Annotated in this window: 11 protein-coding genes; 3 read left to right on the top strand and 8 right to left on the bottom strand. The window is 73.8% G+C overall.

Going from position 1 to position 14,152, the window contains the following annotated elements; all coding sequences use genetic code 11:
• Positions 1-157 precede the first annotated feature (157 nt).
• The 3 genes from ACFY2K_RS38740 to ACFY2K_RS38730 form a co-directional block, all read right to left on the bottom strand.
• Positions 158-790, bottom strand: a complete 633-nt coding sequence (locus ACFY2K_RS38740; RefSeq protein WP_375890287.1) for a DUF305 domain-containing protein — start codon at positions 788-790, stop codon at positions 158-160.
• Between the two features lie 128 nt (positions 791-918).
• The gene (locus ACFY2K_RS38735) at positions 919-1,581 is read right to left on the bottom strand and encodes a DUF3105 domain-containing protein (RefSeq protein ID WP_375890169.1); all 663 of its coding nucleotides are present in this window, start codon (positions 1,579-1,581) and stop codon (positions 919-921) included.
• A gap of 100 nt (positions 1,582-1,681) precedes the next feature.
• Entirely contained in the window at positions 1,682-2,221 is a 540-nt protein-coding gene (locus ACFY2K_RS38730) for a hypothetical protein (protein WP_380522767.1), read from the bottom strand.
• 327 nt (positions 2,222-2,548) lie between these two features.
• Between ACFY2K_RS38730 and ACFY2K_RS38725 the strand changes: the two genes are divergently transcribed.
• On the top strand, positions 2,549-4,078 hold the full coding sequence (locus tag ACFY2K_RS38725) for a hypothetical protein (protein ID WP_387717333.1): 1,530 nt from the start codon (positions 2,549-2,551) through the stop codon (positions 4,076-4,078).
• 760 nt (positions 4,079-4,838) lie between these two features.
• Here ACFY2K_RS38725 and ACFY2K_RS38720 read toward each other — a convergent pair.
• The 4 genes from ACFY2K_RS38720 to ureA all read right to left on the bottom strand — a co-directional run bounded on the left by ACFY2K_RS38720 (position 4,839) and on the right by ureA (position 9,071).
• Complete coding sequence (locus ACFY2K_RS38720; protein WP_375890175.1) at positions 4,839-5,438, bottom strand: TetR/AcrR family transcriptional regulator; 600 nt, start codon at positions 5,436-5,438, stop codon at positions 4,839-4,841.
• Between the two features lie 126 nt (positions 5,439-5,564).
• Positions 5,565-6,611 (bottom strand): agmatine/peptidylarginine deiminase, encoded by a 1,047-nt coding sequence (locus tag ACFY2K_RS38715; protein WP_380641317.1) that lies wholly within the window; start codon positions 6,609-6,611, stop codon positions 5,565-5,567.
• A 31-nt stretch (positions 6,612-6,642) separates the two neighbouring features.
• The gene (locus ACFY2K_RS38710) at positions 6,643-8,364 is read right to left on the bottom strand and encodes an urease subunit alpha (RefSeq protein WP_387717330.1); all 1,722 of its coding nucleotides are present in this window, start codon (positions 8,362-8,364) and stop codon (positions 6,643-6,645) included.
• Positions 8,361-9,071, bottom strand: coding sequence for an urease subunit gamma (ureA, locus tag ACFY2K_RS38705; RefSeq protein WP_380590807.1), 711 nt, complete (start codon positions 9,069-9,071; stop codon positions 8,361-8,363). The genes ACFY2K_RS38710 and ureA overlap by 4 nt, the downstream gene beginning before the upstream one ends.
• Positions 9,072-9,624: 553 nt before the next feature.
• Here ureA and ACFY2K_RS38700 point away from each other — a divergent pair.
• Both ACFY2K_RS38700 and ACFY2K_RS38695 read left to right on the top strand, forming a co-directional pair.
• The gene (locus ACFY2K_RS38700) at positions 9,625-10,140 is read left to right on the top strand and encodes an ATP-binding protein (protein WP_375890181.1); all 516 of its coding nucleotides are present in this window, start codon (positions 9,625-9,627) and stop codon (positions 10,138-10,140) included.
• A 378-nt stretch (positions 10,141-10,518) separates the two neighbouring features.
• Complete coding sequence (locus ACFY2K_RS38695) at positions 10,519-12,795, top strand: SpoIIE family protein phosphatase (protein WP_375890183.1); 2,277 nt, start codon at positions 10,519-10,521, stop codon at positions 12,793-12,795.
• 79 nt (positions 12,796-12,874) lie between these two features.
• Here the strand turns inward: ACFY2K_RS38695 and ACFY2K_RS38690 are convergent, their stop codons facing one another.
• Positions 12,875-13,951, bottom strand: a complete 1,077-nt coding sequence (locus ACFY2K_RS38690; RefSeq protein ID WP_387717327.1) for a DUF2637 domain-containing protein — start codon at positions 13,949-13,951, stop codon at positions 12,875-12,877.
• Positions 13,952-14,152 lie beyond the last annotated feature (201 nt).

Here is a 14,152-nt window from a genome sequence, read left to right as displayed (position 1 = left end):
CGCGGTGCGGGCCGGTACGGGACCGCCCGCGCGCCCCGGCCGTCCGGGAGAACGGAGGGAACGGAGGGAACGTGACAACGGGGGAACAGCGGGAACAGCGGAACAGCGGAACAGCGGAACAGCGGGAACAGAGGAACAGCAGCAGGACCAGCGGGTGTCAGGACGCGGGGACGCCGGGGGCGGCGCCGCGCTCCTTGAGCATGTCGGTCATCAGCTCCACCTCGGAGGTCTGGGCGACCACCATCGACTGGGCGAGCCGCTTCTCGACGTCGTTCTTCGCCATGTCGACGTACCCCTGGGCCATCTCGACGCCGCCCTTGTGGTGCTCGATCATCAGCTGCAGGTAGTACACCTCGGCGTCCCGCCCGCTGAGCGAACGCAGCTTCGCCATCTGGGTGTTGGTGGCCATGCCGGGCATCAGCGAACCGTCGTGGGCCTGGTAGTCGTGGCCCATCCTCATCCACGCCATCGGCTTGGCCGGCGAGTGCTGCGACAGCCCCCACTGGTCGATCCAGCCCATCATCATCCCGCGCTGGTTGGCCTGGGTGTTGATGATGTCGAAGGCGAGGGTGCGGGTCGGCTCGTCGCTGGTGCGGTCCCGGACGATGAACGACAGGTCGACCGCCTGCTGGTGGTGGGTCGCCATGTCACGGGCGAACCCGGCCTCGGGCGAGTCGTCGGCCGGGACGGCGACCGAGGAGGAGCCGGAGGCCGTGGTCGAACCCGCCACCAGGGCCGGCACCCCGAGCGCCAGCGCCACCGCGGCGGCCAGCGCGGCCGGCCACCACATCCGCCGACGGCCCGGCCGGCCGGTCGGCTCCGTCGTCCCGGCCCCGGCCCCGGCCCCGGCCGCGTCCGCGACCCCGGCCGATTCGGCCTCCGCCGCCGGGACGTCCTCCGGGCGGGCCCCCTCGGCGGTCACATCTGCCCCATCGTGCAGGAGGCGCCGGGCTCCTGGGTCTGCTTGCCCTGGACGTACTTGGTGAAGAACTGGCTGACCCGCGGGTCGCTGGCGCTGTCCACGATCAGCTGGGTGCTCCAGGCGTTCAGGGTGATGGTGCCCTGCTCGTCCGGGTACGGGCTCATCAGCGAGTACGGGGTGTTCTTGACCTTGTCGGACAGGGTCTTGATGTCGTCCGGCGTGGCCTTGCCGTTGTACGTCACCCAGACCGCGCCGTGCTCCAGCGAGTGGACGGCGCGCTCGTTCTCGACCGGCTGGTCGTAGACGTGGCCCATGCAGTCCAGCCAGACCGCGTTGTGGTCGCCGCCGACCGGCGGGGTCATCGGGTAGTTGACCTTCTCCTTGACGTGGTTGCGGCTCAGGTCGCCGAAGGTCTTCACGCCCGGGATGTCCGCGTTGGCGGCGGCCACGCGGTCCTTCTTCTTCTGGTTCTGGTCCATGACGAACCAGGTGGCGGTGCCGATCGCACCGACCACCAGCACACCGGCGGCCACCGAGGCGATCACCTTGTTGCGGCGGTCGCGGCGCTGCTCGGCGGCGCGCAGCTCGGCGATCCGGGCGCGGCGGTCGACGTTGCCCTTGGCACCGGGCTTGTTGGACTGCTTGGAGGCGGAACCCATGATGGTCGTCCTTGTCCCCGCCGCGCACGGCTGTGGCGGCGGTCGGCTGTAGTGGGGGTAGGGCGGACCCGCCGACGGGAGCGTCGGCGGTGGGTTCCGCTCAGGACCGGTGGACCTGGAGTTCGTGCAGATCCGGCGCGGGGCGCGGACCGTCCAGCAGACCCGCGGGCACCGCCCGGGGCAGCGCCTCGGGCGTCGGCACGGCCAACGGCAGTACGGCGGGCTGCGGATGCGGCGGCGGGTTGGGCAACTGGGCGTCCTGCGGGCAGAACGGGTGGCTGGAGCAGCCGTTGTTGCGCGGTGGCTGGCCGTCGGCGGTGCACAGGATCCAGTGCTCCTGCGGTTCCCCGAACCAGTGGTGGTCGGACGCCCGGACGACGTCGCGGGCGTCGCGGGCGTCGTGGGCGTGCGGTGCCGGCGCGACGGCGTCCGCCGCGCTCACCAGCGAGACGGCGCTCACCAGGGACACGGCGCTCACCGGGGCCGGGCCGGGGCGGACGGGGGCGTCCGCCTTCGCCAGGCCCGAACACGGCAGCGCGGACAACAGCGCGACCAGCAACAGGACCAACAGCACACCCGCCGGGCGGCCCGCCGGTGCGGCCCTCCCCGGTCGGGGCGAGCTCGGGGCCGACGCGGTCATGCGCACATTTAATCAGCCGAACGGGTGAAGCGATGCCCCTCCTCGGACCTCATTTTCGGCCGCCAACACCCCCCAATGTCCAGGAAACGCCCTGCTCGGGGCACATCCGGCAAGCAGGGACGGAACGGGAGCGAACGAGTCGGTGACACCCGTCCCACCCAGCTGCCCGGACGGCCGTGAACCGGCAGGTGAGCGCGGTGGCCGGGATGATCCGATCGGTGACCGGTTGTCGCCGAAACCCGGACACGGTCGTTGCACTTGGAGACAATGACGCCAGTCCGGCCCCGCCGGGGGCGGCGCGACCACGGACCGACCAGGAGCCGCCAGATGAGCAAGCAGGGTGCACCCGCACAGCCGCCCCGGCCCGACGACGGCTGGTGGGACACCGTCTACGACGGTCCGGCGGGCACCCTCCCCGACACCCCGCACGCCGACCCGGGCGACGGCAGCGTCGACGACTGGTTCGACACGGCGGCCGGACTCATCGGGCCGCAGCGCACCGCTCCGCCGGTGCCGGAGCCCGCGGCGGAAGCTGCGGAGGAGCTTGCGGACGAGCCCGTGGAGGCGCCCGTGGACGAACGGGACAGCATCGACGACTGGTTCGACGACGCGCTCGGCGTCATCGAGGGCGCCGGCGGCATCGGGCGCCAGCGCAGCTCGACCGAGACCCAGCAGGCCCCCGAGCCCCCCGCGGCGGAGCCCGAGCCCGAGCAGCCGCCCACCCCGGTCTCCCCGGTCTCCCCGGTCCCCCCGGTCTCCCTGGAAAAGCCCGTCCCCGAGCTCGCCCCCGCCCCCACCCCTCCTCCCGCCGCAACCCCCGAGCCCGAGCCCGACCACGCGCCGCAGCCCGACCCCGAACCCGTGGCCCCCGTCCCCGTCCCCGTCCCCGCCTCGGTCCCCGACCCGCGCCTCGCCATCCGCACCCCGCTCGCCGAGACCCCTCCCACCGTCCCCCACGTCGGCGAACGCCCCCCGACCTACGGCCCCGAGCCGACCGCCGTACCGGAGGCCGACCCCGACACCCTCGACGCCGTCGTGCCGGACACCGCGCTCGAAGGCGCCCAGTACGGGGCGACCGTGCTGCGCGCGGTCTCCGTCCGCGGCGACTCCGCCCGCTACCGCGGCGAGCCGCGCCGGGACAGCCTGCTGGTCACCAGGTTCGGCGACGGCCCCGACGGGCTGCTGCTCGCCGTCCTCGCCGGCTACGAGCGCACCGGCGGCGCCGAGGACGAGTCACTCACCCCGCAGGCCGTCGCCGCGGGGACGGGCGAGGCCTGCCGCCAGCTCGCCGCCACCATCGGACGCAGCCGGACCGGCCTCGCCGCCGACCTGCGCGACGGTGCCCGCGACCGGCTGCGCTACGGCCTCCAGCGCCTGGCCACCGGCGCGGCCGCCCCGCTGCGGGCCCTCGCCCCCCAGACGGAGGGGGACGACAGCCCGTCCCCGGCCTCGCTGCACTGTCTGCTGATGTCGCTGGACCCGGCGGCCGGCTACCGCGCCGCCTTCGGCGTCGGGCCCGGCGGGCTCTACCTGCTGCGCTCGGGCCACTGGATCGACGCCTACGCGGCCCGGCTGCTCCACCACCCGGACGGCCAGCCGCCCGTCCCGGAGGCCCCCGTGCCGGACTCGCGCCCGTTCCGCTTCCGGCTCGTCCCCGCCACCCCGGGCGACATCCTGCTCCTCTGCACCCCGGGCCTGTCCCGCCCCATCGCCGACGAACCGGCGGTCGCCCACTTCCTCTCCTCCCACTGGGCCCACCCCCACCCCCCGGGCACCGTCGACTTCCTCCGCCAGGTCCAAGTCCGCGCCAAGGGCTACGCCGACGACCGCACCGCCGCCGCCATCTGGACCGAATGACCAAGCCCCATCGCACCAGAAGTCGGCCCGCCCGACTTCCAGCGCAGCCCCCCACGGCGCCCGCCGCCCGTCGGGCCGCCCCCTTCCCGACCCGGAGCCGGCCGGGCGGGGCAGCAAGCCCCGCACACCAGAAGTCGATCCGCCCGACTTCTGGTGCACAGTCCCCGTGCGAGTGCTCGGTGCTCATCGGGGGCGTGGCACTCTCGGGCAGGCGGGTCGGGCTGAGAGAGCAGGCCCCGCGTAGCCAGAAGTCGACCCGGCCGACTTCTGGCTCAACCGGATCTGTGTTCGCCCCCCGGTGCACCGGGTGCCGTGGTGCCGTGGCCCTCCCGCATCTGGTCGGGCGAGGGCCGAGGACCGAGGGGCGAACGCCCTGCCGGCGGGCCGCAGCTCAGTTCTCCCGGCCCCGGCCCTGGCCCTGGCCCCGGCCCCGGCCCTCCGGACACCAGAAGTCGGCTGGGCCGACTTCTGGTGCGGGAGCGGCGAGTGCGCTGGGGAAGAAATCTATAGACCGGTCGGTCTACTTCTGCGCGCGCTGCATGGGAAGTCGGCTGGGTCGACTTTTGGTGCGGGCGGGGTGGCGGCGTGGTCGAGAAGCCCGATGAATCTGTAGATCGATCTACATATTCTCCGGGATGGCCAGCCAGTAGATCGGTCTACATATTTCCCCCGAGAGGCACGCCGCGCGCGGGGCCCGACCCCCGGCGGGCCGGGGGTGCTGCACCGGAAGAGGCGGCCAGGGCTCAGTGGCCGGGGTGCCTCAGGTGCGGAGCAGGATGGTGGCGACGGCGGTGGCCTGGGTGAGGGCGGTGGGGTGGTGGGCGCCGGGGAGGCCGATGGCGATGGGGACGGCCAGGCCGTCGAGGAGGGCGCGGAGTTGGCCGGCGCGGTCGGCGGCCGGTCCGGGGGTGAAGTGGCCGGTGCTGGTGCCCTGCTCGATGAGGGTGACCAGGTCGGCCTGCCAGGGCGCCTCGATCTCCTGCTGCCCCTGGCGGAGTTCGGCGCTGGCCGGGGAGCGGCCCCAGACTTCCACCCAGAGGATCCAGCGCGGGTCGCCGGGGCCTTCGGCCAGGTAGAGCCGCAGGTAGGCGTCGAGGCGCTGCCAGGGGTCGAGGGCCGGGTCGGTGAGGGCTGCGCGCCGGCGGGCCCCCAGCTGGTCCTCGCTCCAGCGGAGGGTTTCGAGCAGCAGCTGGTCCTTGCTGCCGAAGTAGTAGAGCAGGTGTCCAGCGCTCATCTGGAGCTGTTTGCCGAGTCCGGCCATGGTGAGTTTGGCGAGTCCGTGTTCGGCGATCGCGGCCCGGGCGGTGGCGTAGACCTCCTCGCGGGGGCGCGCCGGGCGGCGCGGGCGGGGGTCGGCCATGGTGGGGCTGCTTCCTGACGCGGGAGACGGGCGAGACGGGCGAGACGAGACGGGGAGACGGCGGCGCTGGTGGAAGTCCGAACGGTACCGGAGCGGGGGAGGCTCCCCGCTCCGGTACCCCCGGCGTCAGGCCTTGGGCTGCTGCTGGGTGATGCAGTGGATTCCGCCCCCGTTGGCGAAGATCCCGCGGGCGTCGACGAGTTCGACGGTGCGGCCGGGGTAGGCCTTGGCGAGGATGTCGGCGGCCTCCTGGTCGCGCGGGTCGTCGAAGGCGCACAGGACGACGGCGCCGTTGGCCACGTAGTGGTTGATGTAGGAGTAGTCGACCGGTTCGCCGTCCTCGTCGAACAGGACGGTGGGGGCGGGCAGTTCGATGACCTCCAGCTGTCGGCCCTGCGCGTCGGTGGCGGCGCGCAGCACGGCGACGAGCTCCTGGCAGACCTCGTGGTCGGGGTGGGCCGGGTCGGGCTGGACGTGGGCGACGACGACGCCGGGGCGGACGAAGGAGGCGACGATGTCGATGTGGCCGCGGGTGCCGAACTCGTCGTAGTCGCGGGTGAGTCCGCGGGGCAGCCAGATGGCCTTGGTGGTGCCGAGGTGGGCGTGCAGTTCGGCCTCGACGTCCTCCTTGGTCCAGTCGGAGTTGCGGCCCTCGCCGAGCTGGACGGTCTCGGTGACGAGGACGGTGCCCTCGCCGTCGACGTGGATGCCGCCGCCTTCGTTGATCAGCCGGGAGGCGAAGCGCTGGACGCCGGTGAGTTCGCTGATGTGCTCGGCGACGTGCTGGTCCTTGTCCCAGCGGGCCCAGGACTGGGCGCCCCAGCCGTTGAAGATCCAGTCGGTGGCGGCCAGCGAGCCCTTGCCGTCGATCACGAACGAGGGGCCGATGTCGCGCATCCAGGCGTCGTCGAGCGGGCGTTCGACGATCTCGACGGCCTCGGAGACGTACCGGCGGGCGTCGGCGGTCTCGCCGGTGTTGACGATCAGGGTGAGCGGCTCGTACCGGACGATGGTGTCGGCGACGGCGGCCCAGGCCTCGCGGCCGGCGTGCAGCTGCTCGGGGGTCTCGAAGGTGGGGTTGGTGGTGGGGAAGGCCATCCAGGTGCGCTCGTGGGGGTGCCACTCGGCGGGCATCCGGTAGCCGAGGGAGGCGGGCGTGGGGGTGGTCATCATCGGGTCCTTGAGGAAGAAGTGAGCGACGGGGTCAGAGGAAGTAGAGGCGGCTGAGCGAGACGCTGTCCGCGGGTTCGGAGCGCAGGGGTGCGCCGTCGAGCGAGACCAGTCCGGTCTCGGTGACCTCGACGTGGCCGGTGCGGGCGTTGCGGACGAGGTCGCGCGGCCCGATGCCGCGGGTGCCGCGGACGCCGACCCGGCGGCGGCGGGTGGGGAGTCCGTCGGCGGCTCGGTGGGGGTGGGCGCCGTCGGCGGCGGCCTGGGCGACGAAGGCCACCGAGAGGTCGGCGGCGGTGGCGCCGTGGGCCCCGAACTGGGGCCCCAGGACGAGGGGTTCGCAGCGGTCGGTGGCGGCGTTGGGGTCGCCGGTGACGCCGTACGCGGGGAAGCCGGCCTTGAGGACGAGTTGCGGTTTGGCGCCGAAGTGGTCGGGGCGCCAGAGCACGATGTCGGCGAGCTTGCCGATCTCGATCGAGCCGACCTCGTGGGCGAGTCCGTGGGCGATGGCGGGGTTGACGGTGAGTTTGGCGATGTAGCGCAGCACGCGCTCGTTGTCGTCGCCGCTCTCGGTGGTCCCGTACGAGCCGTTGCCGTCCATCGGTCCGCGTTCGGCCTTCATCTTGCCGGCCATCGCGAAGGTGCGGCGCACCGTCTCGCCGGCGCGGCCCATGCCCTGGGCGTCGGAGGAGGTGATGCCGATGACGCCGAGGTCGTGCAGCACGTCCTCGGCGCCCATGGTGCCGGCCCGGATGCGGTCGCGGGCCATGGCGGCGTCGCCGGGCAGGTCGGTCTTGAGGTCGTGGGCGGAGACGATCATGCCGAAGTGTTCGCCGAGGGCGTCCCGGCCGAAGGGCAGGGTGGGGTTGGTGGAGGAGCCGATGACGTTCGGCACGCCGGCCAGCTTGAGCACGTTGGGGACGTGTCCGCCGCCGCAGCCCTCGATGTGGAAGGCGTGGACGGTCCGGCCCTCCAGCACCCGCAGGGTGCCCTCGACCGCCAGGCACTCGTTCAACCCGTCGGTGTGCAGGGCGACTTGGACGTCGTACTGTTCGGCGACGCGCAGCGCGGTGTCCAGTGCGCGGGTGTGGGCGCCCATGTCCTCGTGCACCTTGAAGCCGCAGGCGCCGCCCTCGGCCAGCGCCTCCACCAGCGGGGCCTCGTCGGAGGACGAACCGCGGCCCAGGAAGCCGATGTTGACGGGCCAGGCGTCGAAGGCGTTGAAGGCGTGGCGCAGCGCCCAGGGCGAGTTGACGCCGACGCCCCAGACCGGGCCGAACTCCTGGCCGATGATCGTGGTGACGCCGGAGGCCAGCGAGGCCTCCATGATCCGCGGCGAGAGCAGGTGGACGTGGGTGTCGACGGCGCCGGCGGTGGCGATCAGGCCTTCGCCGGAGACGATGGTGGTGCCGGTGCCGACGACCACCTCGACGCCGTCCAGGGTGTCCGGGTTGCCGGCCCGCCCGATCGAGGCGATCCGGCCGCCGATCAGGCCGATGGACGTCTTGCGGATGCCCTGGATCGCGTCGATCACCAGGACGTTGCTGATCACGACGTCGCAGGTGTCGCGGACGGCGGCGGGCTTGAGGTGGAGGCCGTCACGGGCGGTCTTGCCGAAGCCGGCCAGGAATTCGTCGCCGGGGGCCTGGGAGTCGGATTCGACGCGGACGATCAGTCCGCTGTCGCCGAGCCGGATCCGGTCGCCGGCCCGGGGGCCGTGCACGGAGATGTAGTCGTGGGCGGTGAGGGAGCTCACGAGGGCACCTCCTGGTCGTCGAAGTCGGTGAGGTAGCCGGTGGCGCGGGCTTTGGCGAGGGCGGCGTCCTTGGCGCCGGGGGCGTCCAGGGGGCCGTCGACGAGTCCGGCGAAGCCGATCGCGACGCGTGCGCCGCCGATCGGGACGAGGCCGACCTCGACGGTGGCGCCGGGGTCGAAGCGCACCGAGGAGCCGGCCGGGACGGCCAGGTGGGTGCCGTAGGCGGCGGCCCGGTCGAAGGCCAGGCGCGGGTTGGCCTCGAAGAAGTGGAAGTGGGAGGTGACCGAGATCGGCACCCGGGAGGTGTTGTGGACGGGGATGAGCAGGGTCTCCTCGACCGGGTCGTAGCCGGCGCCGTCGCCTGGCAGCGCGCGGCCGGGGGCCTCGTCGCCGAGCGAGCCGGCGCCCCGGAAGGGGTCGTCGACGACGGCGAGCCGGGTGCCGTCCTCGAAGACGGCCTCGACCTGGACGACGGTGACCACGTCGGGCACTCCGGGCAGGACGTCGGCGGCGGTGAGGACCGAGCGGCCGGCCTCGACGGCCTCGGCGAGGCGGCGGCCGTCGCGGGCGGCTTCGCAGACGGTGTCGGCGATCAGGGCGGTCGCCTCGGGGATGTTGAGGCGCACGCCCCGGGCGCGGCGGGCGCGGGCCAGTTCGGCTGCTGTGAAGATCAGCAGCCGGTCCCGCTCGGTGGGGGTCAGTCGCACGGTTCCTCGCTCGCGGTCGCCGGGGAGGGGGTGGGTTCGGGGCCCTGGGCTTCCGGATGATGTTAGAACGGCGTTCAAACATCTCGGTTCATTGAACCCGCACCGGGGCTCTGTGTCCAGCGTTGCCGCTCCCGGAGCCTTCGGCCCCTCGGGCGGGCGGCGGGGCGGGCGGCGGGGTGAGAAGCGGGACGGGCGGCGGGGCGAGCAGCGGGGCGGGTGGCGGGGGCGAGCGGGCCTGCTCGCCGGGCGGCGCACGGCGGTGGTGCGGGTAGGGGCGCGCGGCCCCGCGCACGGTCCGTACGGGCGCAGGGTGTGCGCGGGATCGGGTGGGGGCGGTCTCGAAAACAGCCTCTGCGCTTCGCAAACCTGTCCGGCGCGGGCAGTTGGATCACGTGAACCTCCCCGTGCCCCTTTCACCCCACGTGATCGGACGCACACTGTTGCAAACGCCGTCAACTGGGCATGAGGATGGTGGTTCAGTACGAGGGGGCCACCCGGCCGGCGGGGGATCCGGAGGCGGGGGCCCGGATTTTGAGGGCGGGGGCATCTGTTGATGGACGGTCAGTCGCGATTCCCGCGGCAGCGGACGAGTTCGGGCGACGCCTACCGGTCCGGGCCGGTCCAGGGCCCGGTCGTCGGCGCCGGAACGGCCCTGCCGGGTGCGTCGGCCCCGGGGTGCGCGCTGCACCGCCGGCTGCACCTGACGCTCGAACCGGCCGACCTGGTCGGGGTGGGCGCGGTGCGGCACCGGCTGCGTACGGCGCTGAGCCACTGGGGGGTGCCGGAGCTGTCCGACACCGCCGAGCTGCTCTCCTCCGAGCTGGTCACCAACGCGTTGCAGCACACCGGCAAGGGCGCGGTCTTCGACGCGGTGCTCGGTACGGACAGCCGGCTGCGGGTCGAGGTGCAGGACGGCGCGAGCCGGCTGCCCGGGCGGCGGCGCGAGCCGGACGCCGAGTACGCGACCTCGGGGCGCGGGCTGCTGCTGGTGGAGGCGCTGGCGGACTCCTGGGGCGTGCAGCTGCGCGGCGACGGCAAGGTCACCTGGTTCGAGCTCGCGATGCCGTGACCCGCCGAAGTCCGCCGAAGTCCGGCGGAGCCCGCCAACGTCCGCCGAAGCCCGCCCATGTCCGCCAACGTCCGCCGAAGCCCGTCGGCGAACCCGAACGCGACACCCGTACGATTGTTCGTCTCCGATTGATCCGTTCCCGAAGCAAGCCCTGAACACAAGGCGGAGCGCAAGATTTCCGGCCCGTTGCCATTGCCGCTCGGCCGAACATTGGACAGGATGGTGGGAATGTGTGTCCACGTGCGGGAAGCAGCGGGGAGACCGAACCTCGACTGACCACCGCCCGTCGGCACCGCCCGATCCAGCACGACCCATCACACCGCCACGCGGCCCGTCCGGACGGTCGGCGCGGTCCGCCACGGCAGCGGCAGGAGCAGCATGCCCACTGAGCCCGAGTCGCCGGGGCCGACGCTTCCTCCCGGCGTGTCCGCCGCGGAGCGGCACCTGCCCGCCGCGGAGCCGCACCCGCCCGCTCCCCGCACGCCCGCGCAGGCCACCCGCCGCAACTCCGTCCGCACACCGCCGGTGCTCGCCTCCGGGCGGCTGGCGCCCGTGCTGTCCGGCGGCCTGCCGCCCTCCTCCGCCGACTCCATGCCGGACTGGCTGGAGCCCGCGATGGCCGCCAACGGCATCGGCTCCTTCGACTGGGACATCCGCCGCGACGTCCTGGAGGGTGACCAGCGGGCCTGCGCGATCATCGGACTGGACTCCGTCGAGCGGGACCGCTTCGACCGCACCGCCGCCTCCTTCCTGTCCCTGCTGCACCCCGAGGACGCGCCGGTGGTGCGCCGCCGGGTCGAGCGCGCGGTGGCCGAGCTGGGCCAGTGCGGCGCCTACTACCGCACCGTCGGGCCGAACGGCACGATGCGCGCGGTGCGCTTCCGCGGCCGGGTGCTGGCGGACGCCTTCGGCCGGGCCTCGCGGATGGTGGGCTTCGTCTGGGACGCCACCGTCGAGCTGCACAAGCGCGACCACGCCGACCGGATGGCCCTGCTGCGCGAGGAGCGCTCCCGGTTCATCAAGGAGGCCGCGCGCGCCCTCTCCGAGGCGGTCACCGTGCGTGACGTGGCCCGGGTGTTCACCGAGCTGCCGCTGCCCGGACTGCCGCCGGACGGTCTGGTGCTGGCCTCCTTCGAGGCCGGCCGGGCCCGGATCCTCGGCGCCTCCGGCTACCGTTCGCAGGCCCTCGCCGTCTGGGACCGCGCGGTGCTGCCCGCCGGCCACCCGGCCGCCGAGGCGCTCAGGCACCGCACCCCGGTCTTCATCTCCAGCCGGGAGGACTTCCGGGACCGCCACCCCGACGTGTGGGAGCAGACCAGCCGCACCGGCCGCGGCTCCTGGGCGTACCTGCCGCTGGTGGCCAGCGGCCGGGCGATCGGCGTCTGCGTGGTCAGCTTCGACGACGAGCGCGAGCTGGACGCGGACGAGCGCACCCTGCTGTCCACCCTGGGCGGGCTGGTGGCCCAGTCGCTGGCCCGGGCCCGGCTGCACGACGCCGAGCACGAGCTGGCGGCCGGCCTGCAGCGGGTGATGCTGCCCCGCACCGTCCCGTCCGTGCCCGGGGTGACCACCGCGGTGCGCTACCTGGCGGCCGGCTCCGGGCTGCAGATCGGCGGCGACTGGTACGACGTGGTGCCGCTGCCCGGCGGGCACGTCGGCCTGGTGATCGGCGACGTCCAGGGCCACGACGTGCACGCGGCCGGGATCATGGGTCAGCTGCGGATCGCGCTGCGCGCCTACGCCGCGGAGGGCCACCCGCCCGCCGCGGTGATGGCCCGCGCCTCCCGCTTCCTCGCGGACCTGGACACCGACCACTTCGCGACCTGCACCTACGCCGAGGTCAACGTGGACTACGGCGTGGTCTACGCCGTCCGGGCCGGCCACCTGGACCCGGTGGTGCGCCGCGCGGACGGCACCGCCGCCGTCCTGCCGGTGGCCGGCGGGCTGCCGCTGGGCATCGACCCGGACCAGGAGTACCGGGTGACGAGGTTCAGCCTGGACCCGGGCGAGACGGTGCTGCTCTGCACCGACGGCCTGGTCGAGGCCCGCGGTACGGACCTGGACGAGGGCATCGGCCGGCTCACCCGGACCATGGCCCGGCCGCTGCCGGTGGCCGGCGAGGCGGCCCGCGACCCGCTGGAGGAGCTGGCCGACCGGATCACCTCCCAGGCCGCCGACTCCAGCGAGCGCGAGGACGACATAGCGCTCCTGCTGCTGCGCTGGGACGGTCCGGAGGGCGGCCTGGCCGCCCAGCAGCTGCGCCGCCGGATCGGCCAGGCCGACCTGGCCAGGGTCGCCGAGGTGCGCGCCGAGCTGCGGGACGCGCTGCGCCGCTGGGGCGTCGCCGAGTTCATCGACACCGCCGAGCTGCTCTCCTCCGAGCTGGTCACCAACGCGATCCGGCACACCGACCGGGACGCCATGTTCACCGCCCGGCTCTACCGGGAGACGGTCTCGGACGGCGGCCGGGCCCGGCTGCGGGTCGAGGTGGAGGACGAGTCGGACCTCTGGCCGACCCGCCGGACCCCGGGGGAGCAGGCCTCCTCCGGGCGCGGGCTGATGCTGGTCGAGGCGCTGGCGGACGCCTGGGGCGTGGAGCCGCGCGGGTCCGGCAAGCGGATGTGGTTCGAGCTCAGCGGGACGAGCGCGGCCTGACGGTTTCCCGCCCCCGCCCCCTGGGGCCCGGGTGACGCGGGGCCCCAGGGGAACGGTCGGGCCGGGGCCCGGTGACGGGTCAGCCGAACTGCTGCTCCAGGTCCTTCAGTTTGCGCTCCAGCGAGTCCAGCCGGGGGAGCGTGACGGTGTCCTCGTCGGCGGTGAGGTCGATGGTGCGCCGCTCCGGACGGGCCGGCAGGCCCGGCTGGGCGACGGTGCCCTCGGCGGCCTCGACCTCGCGCGCGCGCGTCCTGGCCCCGCGCGCGCCCGACCCGGCCTCCCGGGCGCCCGCCGGGAGCTCCGCCCCGGGCCCGCCGGCTATCGCGGACTCCGGGCCGGCCGACTCCAACTGCCGTGCGGCGCCGCCGCGTCCGCGCCAGTGGCCGCTGCTGCGGTTGATCGCCCGGATCTCGGCCCGTTCTCGGCGCCCGGCGAGCTTACGGCGCTCCTTCTCCATGGCGCGCTCGCGCTTCTCGTCGCGGACCTCGTCCACCGCCTCGTCCAGGCTGCGGACACCCTCCAGGAGCATCAGCGACCAGGCCGCGTAGGTCTCGCGCGGGGCGCGCAGCCAGCGGACGATGCGGATCTGCGGCAGCGGACGGGGCACCAGGCCCTGTTCGCGCAGCGCGGCCCGGCGGGTCTGCTTGAGCGCGCGGTCGAACAGGATCGCGGCGGACAGCGACATGCCGGAGAAGAACTGCGGGGCGCCGGCGTGGCCGAAGCCGCGCGGGGCGTGCACCCAGTTGAACCAGGCCGAGGCGCCGGCGAAGAGCCAGACCAGCAGCCGGGAGCCGAGCGCCGCGTCGCCGTGGCTGGCCTCGCGGACGGCGAGCACCGAGCAGAACATCGCGGCGCCGTCCAGGCCGAACGGGACGAGGTACTCCCAGCCGCCGGACAGTCCGAGGTTCTGCACGCCGAAGCCGACCAGGCCGTGGAAGGAGAGCGCGGCCGCGACACCGGCGCAGCAGAACAGCAGCGTGTAGGAGGCAGCGCCGTACAGGGATTCCTTGTTGCGGCGCCGTTCCTCGGAACGCTCCCAGGAATCCGCGCCGGCGGCGGATCCCCGGCTTCGGGCCAGGGCCACCAGGAGGGCGCTGACCAGCAGCCCCACGACCCCGGTGACGGCCCAGCCGAGCGGTATGTCGGACAATTTCATTGCCGGAACCAGCCTCGCTTTCTGCGTCGCGTTCCTGCGCCGGTCGCTGCGTTCCAGCAGCGCGGCGGGGACCATCATGACGGATGCCCGGCGGGAGAAAGGCGGATTCGCCGTCAATGCGCTGAGGAGAGGGATTTCTGACCCGTCGCCAATCACATGGTCATATGAATTCGGCGCTGGACATTCCCGGAATCACGGGCT

Source organism: Kitasatospora sp. NPDC001309 (assembly GCF_042896295.1).
Classification (GTDB): domain Bacteria; phylum Actinomycetota; class Actinomycetes; order Streptomycetales; family Streptomycetaceae; genus Kitasatospora.
The sequence above is the reverse complement of the archived record's forward strand: the minus strand, read 5'-3'. Positions and strand labels throughout refer to the sequence as shown.

Bases quoted from the DNA above. Each gene is read 5' to 3' on its own strand.
- ACFY2K_RS38740 (WP_375890287.1), bottom strand. From the start codon at position 790: ATGTGGTGGCCGGCCGCGCTGGCCGCCGCGGTGGCGCTGGCGCTCGGG.
- ACFY2K_RS38735 (WP_375890169.1), bottom strand. From the start codon at position 1,581: ATGGGTTCCGCCTCCAAGCAGTCCAACAAGCCCGGTGCCAAGGGCAAC.
- ACFY2K_RS38730 (WP_380522767.1), bottom strand. From the start codon at position 2,221: ATGACCGCGTCGGCCCCGAGCTCGCCCCGACCGGGGAGGGCCGCACCG.
- ACFY2K_RS38725 (WP_387717333.1), top strand. From the start codon at position 2,549: ATGAGCAAGCAGGGTGCACCCGCACAGCCGCCCCGGCCCGACGACGGC.
- ACFY2K_RS38720 (WP_375890175.1), bottom strand. From the start codon at position 5,438: ATGGCCGACCCCCGCCCGCGCCGCCCGGCGCGCCCCCGCGAGGAGGTC.
- ACFY2K_RS38715 (WP_380641317.1), bottom strand. From the start codon at position 6,611: ATGATGACCACCCCCACGCCCGCCTCCCTCGGCTACCGGATGCCCGCC.
- ACFY2K_RS38700 (WP_375890181.1), top strand. From the start codon at position 9,625: ATGGACGGTCAGTCGCGATTCCCGCGGCAGCGGACGAGTTCGGGCGAC.
- ACFY2K_RS38695 (WP_375890183.1), top strand. From the start codon at position 10,519: ATGCCCACTGAGCCCGAGTCGCCGGGGCCGACGCTTCCTCCCGGCGTG.
- ACFY2K_RS38690 (WP_387717327.1), bottom strand. From the start codon at position 13,951: ATGAAATTGTCCGACATACCGCTCGGCTGGGCCGTCACCGGGGTCGTG.